We start from the raw sequence: 17,468 nt of genomic DNA on the forward strand, positions 1-17,468 counted from the left end.
TTGCACCAAGGAGGAAATCATTTTCACATCTTCAAATCTGAAAACCGCTACTCTGCGAAAAACACCCGTTTTACGCGGGTGCTCACGTTGGTGAGCAGCTCGTAGGGAATGGTGCCAATAGCGTTGGCCAGCTCTACCAGCGTGAGCTGTGGCCCGAACACGATCACCTCATCGCCGGCTTTTACTTGTAGCCCGGTAACATCTACCATACACATATCCATGCACACATTGCCGATAAGCGGGCGGCGCTGCCCCTGCACAAGTACTTGACCCACGCCATTGCTGAAACGGCGGTCGTAGCCATCAGCATACCCGATGGCGATGGTAGCAATGGTTTTAGCCACATCAGCAATGCCTTTGCGGCTATAGCCCACTGTTTCACCGGCGTTTATACTTTTCACTTGCGATACGGTGGTTTTGAGTGTGCTGACCGGCCGCAGCGCCTCCTGTTCCGAACCGGTTGCCTCCACGCCGTACAGGCCGATGCCCAGCCGCACCATGTCCAGCTGGTGTTCCGGAAAGCGCACAATGCCTGCCGAATTTAGAATGTGCTTCGTGACCGAATACCCCAGCCTTGCCTCCACTTCCGTAGCCATACTTCTGAAAGTGGCAATCTGCTGCTGCGAAAAATCGTTGTGCAGGGCTTCGTCGGCACCGGCCAGGTGGCTGAAGGCGCTCACCACCTGTACCTGCGGGTACTGCTGCAGCAAGTCAAAAAGGGCTTCGAAATCCTCGCTGACAAATCCCAGCCGGTGCATGCCCGTGTCGAGCTTCAGGTGGATCTTATACTTGTTGCCCTCCTCCAGCGACGCCACAAAGGCCTGCAGTTGCTCCAGGGCATATATTTCCGGCTCCAGGGTATACTGCTGCAGCTTGGCAAAGCTGTCGGGCGCGGGGTTCATGACCATGATGGGGAGCGTGATTCCGTGCTCGCGCAGCATCACGCCTTCATCGGCGTAAGCCACGGCCAGGTAATCCACACGGTGGAACTGCAGCAGGTTGGCCACTTCGAAGCTGCCGCTGCCATAAGCAAAGGCTTTGACCATCACCATCAGTTTGGTATCGGGCATTAGCCTGGAGCGGTAAAAGTTCAGGTTATGCACCAGCGCATCCAGGTTTACTTCCAGCACCGTGCCGTGCACCTTCTGCTGAAACGCCTGCACGATCTTCTCAAACCCGAACACGCGCGCGCCTTTCACCAGGATCACCTCATTGCGGAAGTTCGCTGAATCAAAGGCTTTCAAAAAATCAGCTGTGGAAGTATAAAAAACGGCCTCCCCGAAAAGGTGCCTATACTTGCTGATGACCGGGCCGATGCCAATCAGGCGTTGCACGCGGTGCGGCTGCACCAACTCCGCTACCTGCTTATACAAGGCTTCCTCCGCCAGGCCCGACTCTAGCAGATCCGAAAGTATGAGCGTATGAGCGCCGCGCTGCGGCTGGCTGGCCTGCAGGTTCAGGGCGATGGCCAGGCCTCCCAGGTCGTTGTTATAGGTATCGTCGATGAGGTAGCAGCCGTTAATGGCTTCTTTCATTTCCAGGCGCATGGCCACCGGGTGCAGGCGGTCGAGGCGGTCCTGTATTTCGGAGAGCGGCAGGCTCCGCTGCAGCAGCACCGCCAGGCAGTGCAGGGCATTCTCCACCGAGGCTTCGTCGGTGAACGGGAGGGCCAGCCGCTGTTTTTGGCCCAGGTAAGTATACACCACAATGGTGCGGTGGCCGGCAGTAGTCGTGGCATTTATCGTGACGTCTGCCTCCTGCCGGCGTCCCCAGGTAAAGGTATTTATACTTTGGCGCTGCACGGCCTGGTGCACGAGCGTATGATCGGCACAGTAAAAGAGCAGCTCCACGTGGGCAAACAGCTTCAGCTTTTCAGCTACCTTCTGCTCCAGAGAAGCAAAGCCTTCGTTGTGGGCGCTGCCAATGTTGGTAAATAGGCCCAGGGTAGGCCGGATGATCTGCTGCAGCTTTTCCATCTCGCCGGGCAGCGAAATGCCGGCTTCAAAAATAGCCAGGGTATGATTGGCATTGAGCTGCCACACACTCAGCGGCACGCCCAGCTGCGAGTTGTAACTGCGCGGGCTTTTTACCACCAGCTCATCGGGGCTCAGCAATTGTGCAAGCCACTCCTTTACGATCGTTTTGCCGTTGCTGCCTGTTACCCCGATCACCGGGATTTGGAACTGCTGCCGGTGCCAGGCGGCTACCTGCTGCAGCGCCTGCAGGCTATCCTTCACCAGCAAAATGGATGCTTCGGGGTATAGGTGCGTTAGCGCTGCAGGCTCGCCCTGCTCCACCACAAAGGTGCGCACGCCCTGCCGGTATAGCTGCGACAAGTACTTATGCCCGTCGTTATACTTGCCCCGGATGGCAAAAAACACCGTGCCCGCCGGCTGCGAGAGCTTGCGGCTGTCGGTGAGCAGATGCACCACCGGCTGGGGCTGCACCACCTGCACCTCCCGGCCCTGTGTAATAGATGAAAGCTGCTGAAAAGAGAGCATGGCTACGGATTTATTCCTGCGCCAAAGATAGGCGGGGGAGCTACAAAGTTAGAAAGTTAAGAAGTTAGAAAGTTAAAAAGTTAGCAGGTGAGAAGTGAAACAGAGGCAATGTAACAGGGATTACCCTTGAGCTATACGAACTGTTACGGGCAAGTAGCCAGCCAGGCAACCTTTCAGCAATTTAGCTAACCGCAACAATTAACAACCGGCAATTCTCTACCTTTGCACACCTTTTACCTGCATTTTTACCTATGAAACCAACAGACACCCGACCCTACTTTGCAGCGGGCATTGCGGCATTCGTTATCTGGGGCTTTATCCCGTTTCCGCTGAAGGCCCTGGCTGCTTACCCCAGCGGGCAGATCTTATACTTCCGGGTAGCCTCCGCGTTGGTCGTGCTGCTGGTTATTTCGCTGGTTTTCCGCCGCCGTAAGCTGCTGAGTACCTTTGCCGCGCTGCAAACCGCCGGCCCGCGGGAGAAGCGCACCTTTATAGGTTATACTTTGCTGGGCGGCCTGCTGCTGACAATTAACTGGCTTACGTTCATTTACATAATCAACCACATCAACATCCAGACCGGCTCTTTTTCCTACCTGCTCTGCCCTATTATCACGGCGGTGCTGGGCTTTTTGCTGCTAAAAGAGAAGCTGCGGCTAAACCAGTGGCTGGCCATCGGCCTGAGTGCGCTGAGCTGCGCCCTGATAGGCTCCGGCGAGCTGACAAGCCTGGTGTTTAGTTTGCTGACCGCCTTCAGTTATGCCTTTTACCTCATCACGCAGCGTATTCTGAAGAACTACGATAAAATTGTGCTGCTTACCCTGCAGCTGTTGCTTTCCTTCGCCCTGATCGGCCCTTTTTACAGCTACTTCAAAGGCGATAGCATGGTCATGTTAGATACTCATTTTTTCCTGAACATCGGTATGCTGAGCCTAGTCTTTACCGTGCTGCCGCTGTTTTTGAACCTGTTTGCGCTCAAAGAGCTTACCTCCGGCTCCATTGGCATTTTGATGTATATCAACCCGATCCTGAACTTTGTGATGGCCTTTTTATACTTTAATGAACATACCACGACAACAAAAGTGGCTGCTTATGTGCTCATCTTCATCTCGGTGATCCTCTATAATATTAACCTGAAAGGCCGCAAGAAAAGCGGCGACGGGTTGGTGATCCCGCCTGTGGGCACAACCGCCATCCGGCCATAAAAAATCCCCGCCAACGTATGCTGGCGGGGATTTTTGCTTTTAGTTGTCTTTTACTGCTTTGGCTTAGGCTGCTGGCTGTTCTCTTTCGCTTTCTGCTCATCCAGTTCGTGCATGGCCCGGTTAGCTGAGTCCTGGTTGGACTTCATCTCGTTGCCAAACTGGTCGGCCTGCTCGCCGGTAACCGATGTATCGCCAATGGCTGCCGGACGTGGCTCATTTAAATGCTCCGCATCGGTTTCGTCTACAATGGCTTCGGAAGTGCTGGTATCGTCTGTCGGGTTCGATTCAGGTCGTTCGCCGCCATTGCAGCCAAAGCCAACCACAGCTGCAAAAGCCACTGCTACGCCGGTTTTAAGTATATGTGCTGTTGTTTTCATGTCTGTTTTAAGTTTAGTCCTGAGCTATTTTTAACGGCCAGCAAGGCGTTATGGTTATCCCGCGTAGGCAATGCCACTTTGTGCCCGGCCTCATTCCGGTGCAATTTCAAGGCCGCACCTGCTTTTACTAATCCTGCCGCGGTATGAAAACTCAGAAGCCAACTCCCACCATCAGGCCTGTTCGGGCGCGGTTACCCTCCTGAAACGAGGTAATAAAATCGATGCGCATTACTTTAAAGATGTGCTCGATGCCCAGCCCCAGCTCCAGGTAATTGCCCGATGCGCGGGTGTTGAGGTAATTGAGGCTGACCACTTCCTGCCACTTCAGCCGCCGGAACAGCGGGATCTTGTTGAACACAAAGCCGTTGAAATGATGTTCGTAGTGCCCCTCCAGGTAGCTGTGACTGGTGCTGTAGCGGTAATAATCCAGTAGCTGGAAGCCCTCGTAGGTGCCGGCAAACAGGGTGCGGTTGCCATTAAAATGCTTGTAATCCATCAGGTACATCTTGTCGCGGCTAAAGAAGGTGCCGCCTCCCAGGCTATACCTGCTGCTGCCCAAAAGGCCAAAACCCATATCGTCGCTCACCCGGATGGCCGCCGTGCTGAACCTGGTATCGCCGCCCAACGCGTTTATACCTGCGCGGTAGCCCAACGCTATGGTAGGGTAGCGCGAGCCCAGGTTAATTTTGTCATCCGGCCGGCTCATGTACTCCTGCCCTGGCCGCAGGCTAAGGTTGAGGGCGAGCGTAAGCGCCTGGTGCGGCAGGAAAGTGGCATCGGTCAATTCGGCGTTTACCGGCACGTTGGAGGTAAAATGAGTCCCCGAAGCATCGCGCAAAGTATACTCGGCCGTGTTCTGCAACGGCAGGCGGTGGGCATAATCCAGGATACCGCTAAGCGAGACGCCATTCCACAGCTCGCTTCGCCAGTTTACACGGCCATAGTCGCGCTGGTATAGCTTCATGTAGTTTTGCCCGGCCACCAGCGTGTACACGGTATTTACAAAAGGCGAGATCGGGTTCAGGTTATTGATCTGCTCTACGTAACGGCCGCCTTCCACCGAAATGGTGCTGTTCTTAAACGGCTCGTAAAGATAGCTGAGCTGCAGCCGGGCGTTTAATTTCTGGTTAGAGAAGCCGTAGCGCACGGCCGGTGCTATACTATACCTGCGGCGGTCTTCAAAGCGTTTGCTATAGGCTACGCGCAGGTCGGCCACCACACCTTCCACAGTATTATACTGCAGGATGCTGGAGCCACCTGTTAAACTCAGGAGCGGATCGAAACTGAAGTACCTGTTTTGGAAGGAATTGGAATAGGTATAGCCGCCTACCAGGAAACTGCCAAAAGAAGGCTTGTTACGCACCCGGTCCAGCGAGTCCTGGTAAGGCCGTGAATTTTTGATGACCTCCAGGCTGTCTTTTTTGTGATAATCAGTTACTTCTTCCTGGGTGAGCGGCACGGGCCGAATGGCCGCCCAGTAAGCAGAGTCCCGCTTGTTGGCTTCTCTCTCTACCACCAAAATCTCTTTGCTGAACATCTTGTCGTTGGAGGCCTGCGGCTGAGCTTCAGGCGCTGCCTCGCGGGGCTTTATCACTTTGAGCTTTGGCTTTTTGGCAGGCCGTGCATCGGCCAGCGTCGCATCCGGCGCCGGCTCAGGCGCTATTTCTTCTACCCTGGGCGGCGTGGTATAGGCCGGCTGCACGCTATAATTAGAGTATACGCCCGTAACGTAACCGCTGCCTTTAAAGCCCAGCCCAGCCCCTTCAAAACTGAACCGCTGCGATACGGGCATCCATACTTCTTTGGCTACTGGCGCATACACCTGCCGTACGCGTATAAAATCCACAAAATCGATACCGGCCGCTTTTGTCAGTTTCAGGTCGGTGCTATGGATGCGCCAGCTGCCGTCCACAATGTAGATGCTGCCCGCAAAGACCGGGTCGTGGGCGCGGCGCGGAATGACTTTTATTTTGTTGATGGTGCGGCCGTTTTCCTGGAAAGTGCCCAGATACTCGAAGCGGTAATAAAAGAAGGCATTGTTAGCTAGCGGCGACACAAACCCGCGCTCGCTGAGGCCCTGCACCTTGAGCAGGTTATCGTAAAAGCTGATGTCCATTTCCGAGGCCTGGTTAAAGCTGAAGCCTTTCTTCTGGCCACTCACCCGGCTCGAGATCATGCGTTCGTGCACCTTGTCGGGCTTTTTAAAGCGCAGCTCCGACACCGATTCCGACAAGTATACGATGCCCGTGTCCACATCTACCATTTTTATGCCCAGCACCTTGGAAGGCACTTTGTCCATGCGGCCCACGGCTTTCATGTATACGCGGGCGCTCCAGGCATTTACCTCGTCGCGGTGATACTTGCGCAGCCGGATGGCCTGCCGCATAATAGCATAAGCCGGATCCTCGTCGGCGGCACGCACCACCACTTCCTTCAGGTTCAGCACTTCGGGCAGCAACTGTACATTAAGCTCCTGCGGGGCCTCGCCAATCGTCACGGTTTCGGTGCGGGCGCGGTAGCCCACATACTTAAACTCCAGCGTATAGGTGCCGGGGCTGAGCTGCAGCTGGTAGCTGCCCTGCTCGTTGGAAGCGGTGCCGCTGGCCGTTTCTTTGATGTAAATGCTGGCAAACGGCAGACCCTTGTTGTTTTCGTCGGTAATGCGGCCATGCAGGGCCCCGGCCATACTTAGCGCAGGCAAAAACAGAAGCAGCAACAGCAAAAGAAGAGGGTAGCGCATGTGCCAGGGCTTATACTTCATCCGTATATTCTTGCAATTTAACCAGCTAACGTTAAAGCTAACACAATATGATATCACTTAAATATATTTTAATTACTATATTTTAGGCTTACCTGCCGCCATGGCTGGTTGGGTGCACTATACATACGTCAAAGTATAACCACCAAACCTGCTTTTAACTTTCTTATGCCCGCCTTTCTAAAGCAACTCTCCTTTGCGTATACTTGTTATACTAGAACATCAACAACCATCATTTTGGAGCGACAAAAGAAACAGAAATTTTATACTCCCAAAGAAGCCTTAGTGAAAATAGCGGCCTACTGCGCCTACCAGGAACGTACCCACCAGGAGGTACGCACCAAGCTCTACTCTTATGGACTGGAGCCGGATGATGTGGAGGAACTGATCGTGCGCCTGGGCCAGGAAAAGTTACTGGACGAGGAGCGGTACGCCCAAAGCTACGTGCGGGGCAAGTATGGCCTGAAGAAGTGGGGCCGCCGCAAAATAATGCAGGGCCTCAAGAGCAAAGGCATTTCTGATTATTGCATTAAGCAAGGCCTGAAAGAGATTGATCCGGACATATACGAGCAACACCTGCTGCAGCTGCTGGAGAAAAAGAACGCCACCGAAAAAGAAAAGAACCCCTTCGCCCGCCGCCAGAAGCTTAGCTATTTCCTGCAGAGCAAAGGCTATGAAAACGACCTGGTGCAGGATGCTTTAAAGAATTACGAATGAAGAATTACGAATTACGAATGGTGCGTATAGGATGCTTTCGATGTATATTCTGACTAACAACTTAGCCTTGCTGAATGATTAGCTTATACTTGGTTTTTAAAGTAAGGGTGTCTGGAACTATGCACAACAGGCATTACTAGAAATAGGTCTTTAACAAACAACGATCAACAATCCACAACTAGCGTTTCGGCGGCAGCGCCGGGTTCTGGATGCGGCGATGCGGCACCAGCACCACGCGCTTGCCGGTTATCTCTTCCAGCATAGGCTTTAGAATTTTCTCGGCATTTACCTGTGTTTGCCGCAGGATGCCCGAATTCAGGGCGGCCTTTTTCACGTTCTGCTCGGCATAGCGGTACGCTTCTTCTACCAGTTCGGCATCCTGGAAATAGGTATTTTCTTTGCTGAAGACCTTCGATTTGCTGTGGTCTACTTTGTAGTAACAGATCTGCGGCGCGGGCAGGGCTACCTGCACCAGCGAGTCGCCCAGGAACTGGATATCGGATTGGGTTATTTTAGAAAAGTCCAGGCAGCCCACCGCCTCTCCGGCCACGATCAGCACTAATTTAGAGTTGGGCACAAACCGCGACACATTCTTTTCATACTCCACCACATCCTTAAAATTATAGCGCACCAGCTCCATACGCCCCAGTTCCTCCACCGAAGTGAGGATCGTGTTATAGTTCACCACCACTTCGGGCGCCTTCTTCGCTTCGGGTTCTTTCAAAAAATCTTTCACGGTGCGCCAGATGTAGAGGCCGGCAGTAAGTACAAGTATCCAGGGAAGCAGCTTGAGCAGGAAACGGAGTAAGGGCATGAGTTCGCTTGGTTGGTGAGCTTGATAAGAAGATTAATCTGGTTAATTTACGCTATCAAAACTCAGTTCAGGTTTATTTAGTTGCAGATGCTTTCTATACCAGCAAAGATCAGTCCGATGTATGAGCGCAGGGCGCAGGTGATGCTGGCACTGGCATGGCTGGCGCTGCACACGGTGCTGTTCTCTATTCATGGCGTGCGCCATACCAGCGACTCAGAAAGCTATCTTACGTATGCTGCTGCTATTCTGGACAACTTCCATTTTGCCGCGGATTACCGGCTCAAGTATGCAGGCTATCCTACCTTTCTGGCTTTGCTGTTTAAAATAGGCTTCGGATTGAAAGGCATTGTAGTTGTGCAAACGTTGCTTTCCGGCATCGCAACTATTTACTTTTATAAAGCGACACGGCTGCTCGCAGGCAATGTGTTTGCCCCTCTGCTGGCTACTTTCCTGCTCATCGGCTGGTACGACCTGCAGATGTATCATGCCTTTATCCTGACCGAATCGCTGTACATAAGTTTGCTGCTGCTTGCTTTTTATCTGCTGGTGAAGGCCCGAACGGTCAGGCAATCGTTGTGGGCACTGCCGCTGCTGCTGGTGGTGGCGCTGGTGCGGCCCAATGGCTTTATTGCGGTTGTGGCTTACCTGGGCTACCTATTTTTTGGGGCCTATACTGCCGCTCCTAGCCCACGCGCCAAAGTTATACTTGTACTGCCGGTAATACTGGTGCCGCTGGCTACGCTGCTGCTCGTAGACCAATACCTGCTGCAGGAATTCGATATTGTGCAAACGTATGCCAAAGGAGAAGTAATCTTCGGCTATAAAGGCCTGCTTATATCTGCTGACAAGCAGGTGCTCATGCCGCTAGCCGATGCCTCGCCGCTCACCAAGTTATACTTGTTTGTGCACGATAACCCTACATATTTCTTCCGGATGTCGGGCTGGCGTTTCTTTTTGTTCTGGGGTAATGTGAAGCCATACTTCTCGGTGCTGCACAACCTGGTGGTCGTTGTGGTCCTTTATCCGCTTTATTTTTTCACGGGAGCAGCGATGCTGAAGGGCCGGATCCGATTGCCTTTGCGCGCCTTTGTAGCCTTCTTATTGCTGCAACAGGCGTTTATCACCACGGTGACCAGCGAAGACCCCATCGGACGTTTTCTAATGAGCGTAATCGCTTTTGTGTTTATGTTCGGCAGTGTGGGCCTGAGTTGGCTCCTACTGAAGCAGGCGGCCCGGAAACAGCACGCCATCGCCTGATCATACTTGCAGCCCCAGCCGTTCTTTAAAACCGGCATTGCCCTGCAACCCACCCGTATGCACGGCCACCACTCGGCTCCCTTTCGGGAAATACCCCTGCCGGATCATGTCGAACAGGCCATACAGCATCTTACCGGTATAGATGGGCTCCAACGGGATGTGGTGCTGCTGCTGAAAGCCCTGGATAAACGCGAGTAGTTCCGGCTTTACTTTGGCATAGCCGCCAAAATGATATGCCGTAACTAATTGCCAGTTGCTATATGTGCGGCCGCTGTACTGTAAAACCAGTTCTTCGATCTCCGGCTGCAGAAACTCGCCGCCTTTCAGCGCCGGGAATACCAGCACCTGCTTCTCTCCTGCCAACGCGGCAATTAGGCCTGCCGCGGTGCCGCCCGTGCCTGCTGCGCAGCATACGTAATCATAGTCCACCGCTATGTCCTGCACGATTTCGGTGCAGCCTTTTACGGCCAGCAGGTTCGTGCCGCCTTCGGGAAGTATGTAGGGCTGCTTATACTGCTGCCGTAGTTGTTCCAGAAAAGCCGGATCATCTTTCTGCTTATACGCTTCCCGGCTGATGTAGTGCAGCTGCATGCCGCAGGAAGTGGCAAAGGCCAGCGTCGGGTTCAGGGGCAGGTGTTCTTCACCCCGGATGATGCCGATCGTCTGGAAGCCATATTCCTTTCCGGCGGCTGCCGTGGCGGCAATGTGGTTGGAGTAAGCCCCGCCGAAGGTAAGCAAGGCATGGTGTTGAAGCCGTTTTGCCTCCTGCAGGTTATAGGTGAGCTTGCGCCACTTATTGCCCGAAATATGCGGGTGCAGCAGGTCTTCGCGCTTCAGCCAAAGCGTAATTTCCTGCGCTTGCAGCAGCGGGTCGTAAAGTTGTTGCAGCGGTGCCTCCATTGTTCAAAAAGAAGCCCCAGCATGGGCTGAGGCTCCGGTTTATACTTCTGAGTTATACTTTAAACTCTTAACTTTTAACTCTTAACTCCAGCTATACTTCGGCTGGCGCTGCCTGGGGGTGTCGCTTTACAACATATACCACGGCCCCGATGATCACCAGCAACAGCAGAACAGACGAAATCATGGAAATGGTATTGCCTAGGGTGTATGAATTAGGTGCAAATTCGAACCGGATGGTATGCTTGCCCGCCGGTACCGGCAAGGCCCGCAACAGGTAGTTCACCCGGATATGATCGACCGGGTGGCCGTCCAGGTACGCCTGCCAGCCTTCGGCATAGTAGATCTCAGAGAACACCGCCAGTTCATTTCCGATAGCATTTGCCTCATAGGTCAGCTCATTGGGACTGTAAGCAGTTAGCTTAATGGTAGAGCTGCCCGGGCTGAAGGAAGTAGCCGGTACCTGGAATTTCGGAGCTTCTACAATCGCGGTGGTGGACGGATCAAAATTGCGGAGGGCAAGCAGCGCCTCATCCGGCGTGTTCACCTTGCGCACATCTTCCACAAACCAGGCATTGCCCAACGCCGCCGGGTTCTTCAGCGGCGCGGCTTCATCGTTGTAAATAATGTAGCGCGTGTTGAGCATGTTCAGCACCGGGGCATTCTGCAGCGCCAGCGCAACCGATTCGGATGTCGGATTATTCTGGAACGTGTTGATTAGGGCTTGCAGTTCGTTGCTCATCACGCTGTCAATCACGTCCTGGTAACGGCGCAACTTGGCACCATGGTAACCACCAATGGATTTGTGGAAATAAGACGAGCGCGCATCGTTAAACGGGTTTGGCAGGTAGAGCACCCGGTAGCTCGGGTCTTTGTCCTGTAAGATGGCCTGGTCGGCTTTGGTAGGGGCAAAATGCGTGGCGACCACCTGGGCCTGGAAATCGCTGTTGTTCAGGTAGCGCTTGTCCACCGACCAGAGATCCACGAGTACCAGCACGCCAATAGCCGCCATCACCACCGTGGCGCTTAGTTTATTTTTCAGATAGAAGTATAGCACGCCTGCCGCCAGCACGATAAACACCAGCGAGCGGAGTGCATCAGAGCGCATCAGGCCTTCGCGGTCGGCACGGATGGCATCGATCGGGAATTGCGCCTGCACCAGTTGCAGGTCGGTAGCCGAGGTGAAGCTGGCCATGCCCGCAAATAGCCATACCAGCAGGCAGATACCGGCTGTAATACCGCCCGAAAGCAGCAGTTTTTTCTCCAGGTCCTGTATGTGTCCTTTTTCTTTGAGCAGTTTCCAGAGGGCCAGCATAGCCAGCAGCGGCATAGTGATCTGCGCAATAACCAGCGCCGAAGAAACCGCCCGGAATTTATTATAGGCCGGAAAGTGGTCGAACATGAAATAGTTGAACGCCTCGAAGTTCTTGCCCCAGGCCAGCACAACCGAAAGAATAGTAGCAGCTACCAGCCAGCTCGTCCAGCGGCGATCGACGATAAAGATGCCCAGAACAAACAAAAAGCAGATGATGGCGCCTACGTATACCGGTCCGCTGGTCATGGGCTGCGGCCCCCAATATAACGGCAAGCCCTGGCTGATGATCTGCTCGGCCTGGGCCGGTGCAGCACCCATCTTCAGAAAGGCATTATAGGTTTCGGAGTCGGTGCCGAGGGAGGCTGAGCTGCTGCCGCCGTAAAAATCCGGGATCAGCAGGGTGATGGTTTCACCTACGCCGTAGCTCCAGTTAAAAGCATATCCGCGGTCCAAGCCACTGCTGGTTTTATCGCCGCTGTTTTTGGTGGTAAGCTCCGATTTTCCGCGGATGCTGTACTGGCTGTATTCGGCAGTGGTATACAAACGGCCAAAGTTGACGCCCACCGCCAGAATGGCAGCTACCAGCAGCACCGCCCCCCGCTTCAGCAGGTCGGCTAGAGTGCCGTTCTTAAAAGCAAAGATGATCTCTACCACAGCAAACACCAGCACCAGCAGCAGCATGTAGTAGGTCATCTGCAGATGGTTGAAGTGCAGGTTTAGCGCGAGACCCAGTGCAAAGAGGGCAGCGCCCAGCCATACATTGCGCCGCAGCGCGACCAGCATGCCGGCTAGCACCATCGGGATGTAAGCAATGGAAAGGGATTTGGTGTTGTGCCCTGCCTCCAGGATAATAATGTTGTAGGAGCTGAACCCAAAGGCAATAGCCCCGATGGTCGCCAGCCACGGGCTCATGCCTAAGGCCACCAAAAGGATGTAAGCACAGAGTAGTGTGATAAAGATATTGCCGGCTAGCGCAGGCATATCCAGGGTTAAAACAGAGTGGATGGCCCCCGACCAGTCGCCGGAATAGTGCGTGTTGATGAGGTAAGAGGGCATGCCGCTGAACATGGAATTGGTCCAGAGGGCTTCCTCGCCGGTTTTGTCGCGGTAGTCCTGTATCTCTTTGGCGCCCCCCTGAAACTGCTGGATGTCGTGCTGCGACATGCCTTTGTTTTCGAAGAGCACCGGGGCAAAGTATACTGCCGTTAAAAGCAGGAAAATCACGACCGCCACGATGTGCGGCAACACATCGCGCCTGAAATTGAGCGTAGTTGTCATATCTTTCAAAAACCCAAATAGAGCTTGAAAGATAGCGGTTTTATTTTACTTCTTCATAATCCACGTACTCGCCGCCATCGAAATGCCGCTGCCCCGGCTGGTCCGGAATGTAATCGATTTTGACGTGGCCCGTGCTGCGGCCGTTGGGCTGCCCGTTGCTTCGGCCAGGCTCCTGGTAGGGGCGCTGCTGCTGTTGCTGGTTGGGATAAAAGAAGGTGCCGTTGCGCATGCTTTTTTTCACAAAAGCCCCCAGCAGCCAGCGGAAAAGTACCGGCGCAATGGTGCGCATAATAAAGATAATGAGGAGTGTGGTGAATATGAATTTGATCATGTTAATGCTTTCTTGCTTAATAATGTACCTGCAAAAACAGTACCTATACTTCTAATCAACTCGTTTGCCAACGTTTTGTTGTATGACGTTCTGGCCGGAGTAGTGCAAAGATAGGGAGTATACTTGGTAAATGCTGAAGGGATCGGGTTAGTTCCGGTTAGAAAGTCATGTTGCCGGGCAGGGGACTAAAACGGTTATACTTGTTTGCAGTGGGGTTATTCGGACTTTAGTTCAGTTATACTTCTTTCTACTGGTTTATAACTTTGAGCTATAGCTGATAGTGGCTTTATTGTGTGTTTTATATTTAGGTTATGCTTGGTAGGTGTCGTAAATGTTCGATCTATACTTGGCTATACTTGGGTGCGCCTGTTCTTCAAGTATAATAATCCAGCTATACTTGGTTGATGCTCGGGCTTATACTTTGGCTATACTTAGTAGCTGCTGTAGATGCTCTCTATACTTGCGGCTATACTTACTAGATACTTGTATTCCTCAGTTTTATACTTGTCTAGTTTCATCTTATACTTTGGAGCGCTCCAAGCCCGCGGGGCCTCGTCCTTGGGCATCGCACTGTGGCGTGAAGCTGCCCTAGCGGGCTGCCGCATGCGCGGCACCGCAACACACCAAGGCGCTCAACCCAAGGACTGGGAAGATTTCGATAGCTGCTGCCTTTGCTTGTGGATCCCCTGTAGGGACAGGTCGCGACCTGTCCGCGCAATGGCGCCCGCTATGAAGCTTCAGTATAAGTATAAGCATGATCCTCCTCTCCGTGCCTCTTCATTTTTTTGTCATCCTGAAAGGATCTTGGTGGAAGGGAGGTTAAGCTTTTGCTATGCAAGCGTTCTCTTCCTCCATCAGCCCAAAGTCCCCTTTGAAGGGGGTAGGGGGATGTTATCACCTAAACTATGCTGCTTATACTTGTCTCTGTTAAAACAGCTCGCTTTTCCTTTTGTCATCCTGAAAGAATCTTGTGAGTAAGCTGTTCAATCCAAAACTACAACGCCTATACTTCAAAAAGAACCAACCACCTCCTGCCCCTCCTTAACCAAGGAGGAGTCAGGGGTGGTTGGAACCGGTGCTGCAAAATTCTTCTAAAAACAAAAACCCCCTCCTGTTGCCAAGAAGGGGTTAGTTGAAGGGCTTACTTGCTCAGGTATAAATTCCGTTCGGAGTATACTTTGGTGAAGTAGTCATCTTCCAGGTCATCGATAAAGTAGATCGCCTCGCCGGTGGATTTCATTTCTGGCCCGAGCTCCTTGTTCACTTCCGGGAACTTGTTGTAAGAGAATACCGGCACCTTGATGGCATAGCCGTGCTTGTAGGGGTTGAAGTTGAAGTCCTTCACCTTCTTGGCGCCCAGCATGATCTTGGTCGCGTAGTTAATGTAAGGCTCCCGGTACGCTTTGGCAATGAACGGGAAGGTACGCGAAGCACGCGGGTTGGCCTCGATAATGTAGACAATCTCGTTCTTAATCGCAAACTGGATGTTGATCACACCTACTGTTTCGAGGGCTACGGCAATGCGCTTAGTGTATTCCTCTATCTGGCGGAGCACGTTCTCGCTCAGGTCAAAGGGCGGCAGCACGGCGTACGAGTCGCCGGAGTGGATGCCGGCCGGCTCGATGTGCTCCATAATACCGCAGATGTGCACGTCCTCGCCATCGCAGATAGCATCGGCTTCGGCTTCGATGGCGTTGTCGAGGAAGTGGTCTAACAGCACCTTGTTACCCGGGTGGTCTTTCAGCAGGTCGATCACGTGGGCTTCCAGCTCCTTGTCGTTGATCACGATCTTCATGTTCTGGCCGCCCAGCACATAGCTTGGCCGCACCAGCAGCGGGAATTTAAGCTCTTTGCTAAGTTCCAGTGCTTCTTCGGCTGTTTCGATCACCGCAAAAGGAGGGTATGGGATGTTCAGGTCGCGCAGCAAAGCGGAGAAAGAGCCACGGTCTTCGGCTAGATCCAGCGCTTTGTAGCTCGTTCCCATGATCTTGATACCGTAGCGCTCCAGCTTCTCGGCCAGCTTCAGGGCGGTCTGACCACCCAGCTGCACAATCACGCCTTCGGGCTTCTCGTGCAGAATGATGTCGTAGATATGCTCCCAGAATACCGGCTCAAAGTATAGCTTGTCCGAAATATCAAAATCCGTACTCACCGTTTCGGGGTTGCAGTTGATCATGATGGTTTCGTAGCCACACTCCTTTGCAGCCAGCACGCCATGCACGCAGCTGTAGTCGAACTCGATGCCCTGGCCAATGCGGTTAGGCCCCGAACCCAGCACCACCACCTTTTTCTTATCGGAAACGATGCTTTCGTTCTCGCCATCAAAGGTGCTGTAATAGTAAGGGGTGCTTGCCTCAAACTCGGCAGCACAGGTATCCACCATTTTATAGCCGCGGCGGATGCCCAGCTCTGTGCGGACGCTGTGCACTTCGCTTTCCTTGCAGCGCAGCAGGTGGGCGATCTGGCGGTCAGCATAGCCTTTTACCTTGGCTTCGCGCAGCAGCTCGGCTGGGATGGTAGCCAGGGTATACTTCTCGATCTCCTTTTCCATCACGTCCAGCTCTTCGATCTGCGCCAGGAACCAGGGGTCGACCTTGGTGAGTTTCTGGATGGTGCTGGTCGGAATGCCGATGCGCATGGCATCTTTTATACTGAACAGGCGGTTCCAGCTCGGGTTGGCCAGGCTGTCGATCAGCTCGTCATAGTTCGTTTTTTCTTTGCCGTCGGCGCCAATGCCGTTGCGCTTGATTTCCAGGCTCTGGCAGGCTTTCTGCAGCGCCTCCTGGAACGTGCGGCCAATACCCATTACTTCGCCCACTGATTTCATCTGCAGGCCAAGTCGGCGGTCGGCTCCCGGAAACTTATCAAAGTTCCAGCGCGGTATCTTCACGATCACATAATCCAGCGCAGGCTCAAAGTAAGCCGAGGTGGTTTTCGTGATGGCGTTCTTCAGCTCATCCAGGTTATACCCAATGGCCAGCTTGGCGGCAATTTTGGCAATGGGGTAACCGGTAGCTTTAGAGGCCAGCGCCGACGAGCGAGACACCCGCGGGTTGATCTCGATGGCAATAATGGTATCGTCCAGCGGGTTTACCGAGAACTGCACGTTGCAACCGCCGGCAAACTGCCCGATGCCGTTCATCATTTTGATGGCCAGGTCGCGCATTTTCTGGTACACGGTGTCGGGCAGCGTCATGGCCGGCGCTACCGTGATCGAGTCGCCGGTGTGCACGCCCATCGGGTCGAAGTTCTCGATCGAGCAGATGATGATGATGTTGCCCAGGTTGTCGCGCAGCAGCTCCAGCTCATACTCCTTCCAGCCCATGATGCTTTGCTCCACCAGCACTTCGTGCGTAGGCGAAGCATGCAGGCCGCGCGTCAGCGCCGCATCAAACTCTTCAGGCGTGTTCACAAAGCCGCCGCCGTAGCCGCCCAGCGTAAACGAGGGGCGAATCACAAGCGGAAACCCGATCTCCTGGGCTATTTCTTTCCCTTCCAGAAACGAGGTGGCCGTTTCGCCTTTACACACATTTACATCCAGCTCCAGCATTTTCAGACGAAACTGCTCGCGGTCTTCGGTGGTTTCGATGGCTTTGATATCCACCCCGATAATGCGCACGCCATACTTCTTCCAGATGCCTGCTTTCTCGCAGTCAATGGCCAGGTTCAGCGCCGTCTGTCCGCCCATGGTTGGCAGCACCGCATCAATTTTATGTTTCTCCAGTATCTCAACGATGTACTTCTTCTCCAGCGGTTTCAGATAAACATTATCTGCCGTCACGGGGTCCGTCATGATGGTGGCGGGGTTGGAGTTGATGAGGGTTACCTCGATACCCTCTTCCCGGAGAGAACGGGCGGCCTGAGAGCCGGAATAATCGAATTCGCAGGCCTGGCCGATGATGATGGGACCGGAGCCAATAATGAGAACGGATTTAATGCTATTGTCTTTCGGCATGTTGTGGTAAGTATAAATTGCCCAAAGTTAAGGCTAAATGTTAAGGGCTACAACCTAAAATTGACC

The 17,468-nt window shown here is 53.4% G+C and carries 12 protein-coding genes; 3 read left to right on the plus strand and 9 right to left on the minus strand.

The annotated features are described in order from the left end of the window. Positions 1–47: 47 nt before the first annotated feature. On the minus strand, positions 48–2,501 hold the full coding sequence (locus tag LWL52_RS20225) for a bifunctional UDP-N-acetylmuramoyl-tripeptide:D-alanyl-D-alanine ligase/alanine racemase (RefSeq protein WP_242923768.1): 2,454 nt from the start codon (positions 2,499–2,501) through the stop codon (positions 48–50). A gap of 251 nt (positions 2,502–2,752) precedes the next feature. Here LWL52_RS20225 and LWL52_RS20230 point away from each other — a divergent pair, with 251 nt between their 5' ends. Then, a complete protein-coding gene (locus LWL52_RS20230; protein ID WP_242923769.1) occupies positions 2,753–3,703 on the plus strand; it encodes an EamA family transporter in 951 nt (316 codons plus the stop codon). A gap of 50 nt (positions 3,704–3,753) precedes the next feature. Here the strand turns inward: LWL52_RS20230 and LWL52_RS20235 are convergent, their stop codons facing one another. Then, the gene (locus LWL52_RS20235; protein ID WP_242923770.1) at positions 3,754–4,080 is read right to left on the minus strand and encodes a hypothetical protein; all 327 of its coding nucleotides are present in this window, start codon (positions 4,078–4,080) and stop codon (positions 3,754–3,756) included. Positions 4,081–4,231: 151 nt separating this feature from the next. After that, positions 4,232–6,820, minus strand: coding sequence for a DUF5686 and carboxypeptidase regulatory-like domain-containing protein (locus tag LWL52_RS20240; RefSeq protein WP_242923771.1), 2,589 nt, complete (start codon positions 6,818–6,820; stop codon positions 4,232–4,234). A gap of 255 nt (positions 6,821–7,075) precedes the next feature. Between LWL52_RS20240 and LWL52_RS20245 the strand changes: the two genes are divergently transcribed. Beyond that, positions 7,076–7,555, plus strand: coding sequence for a regulatory protein RecX (locus tag LWL52_RS20245; protein ID WP_242923772.1), 480 nt, complete (start codon positions 7,076–7,078; stop codon positions 7,553–7,555). A gap of 178 nt (positions 7,556–7,733) precedes the next feature. Here the strand turns inward: LWL52_RS20245 and LWL52_RS20250 are convergent, their stop codons facing one another. Next, a complete protein-coding gene (locus LWL52_RS20250) occupies positions 7,734–8,369 on the minus strand; it encodes a DUF4230 domain-containing protein (protein WP_242923773.1) in 636 nt (211 codons plus the stop codon). A gap of 87 nt (positions 8,370–8,456) precedes the next feature. Here LWL52_RS20250 and LWL52_RS20255 point away from each other — a divergent pair, with 87 nt between their 5' ends. Then, entirely contained in the window at positions 8,457–9,626 is a 1,170-nt protein-coding gene (locus LWL52_RS20255; RefSeq protein WP_242923774.1) for a hypothetical protein, read from the plus strand. Here the strand turns inward: LWL52_RS20255 and LWL52_RS20260 are convergent, their stop codons facing one another. The 5 genes from LWL52_RS20260 to carB form a co-directional block, all read right to left on the minus strand. After that, entirely contained in the window at positions 9,627–10,526 is a 900-nt protein-coding gene (locus LWL52_RS20260; protein ID WP_242923775.1) for a 1-aminocyclopropane-1-carboxylate deaminase/D-cysteine desulfhydrase, read from the minus strand. It abuts the gene before it with no gap. 91 nt (positions 10,527–10,617) lie between these two features. Continuing rightward, positions 10,618–13,116 (minus strand): YfhO family protein, encoded by a 2,499-nt coding sequence (locus LWL52_RS20265; protein ID WP_242923776.1) that lies wholly within the window; start codon positions 13,114–13,116, stop codon positions 10,618–10,620. 40 nt (positions 13,117–13,156) lie between these two features. Then, the gene (locus LWL52_RS20270; RefSeq protein ID WP_242923777.1) at positions 13,157–13,447 is read right to left on the minus strand and encodes a DUF4834 family protein; all 291 of its coding nucleotides are present in this window, start codon (positions 13,445–13,447) and stop codon (positions 13,157–13,159) included. A gap of 431 nt (positions 13,448–13,878) precedes the next feature. Then, on the minus strand, positions 13,879–14,013 hold the full coding sequence (locus LWL52_RS20595) for a hypothetical protein (protein WP_255749845.1): 135 nt from the start codon (positions 14,011–14,013) through the stop codon (positions 13,879–13,881). Between the two features lie 575 nt (positions 14,014–14,588). Beyond that, positions 14,589–17,402, minus strand: coding sequence for a carbamoyl-phosphate synthase large subunit (gene carB / locus LWL52_RS20275; RefSeq protein WP_242923778.1), 2,814 nt, complete (start codon positions 17,400–17,402; stop codon positions 14,589–14,591). Between the last annotated feature and the right edge of the window lie 66 nt (positions 17,403–17,468).

The sequence above is a fragment of the Pontibacter liquoris genome (assembly GCF_022758235.1).
Taxonomy (GTDB): Bacteria; Bacteroidota; Bacteroidia; order Cytophagales; family Hymenobacteraceae; genus Pontibacter; species Pontibacter liquoris.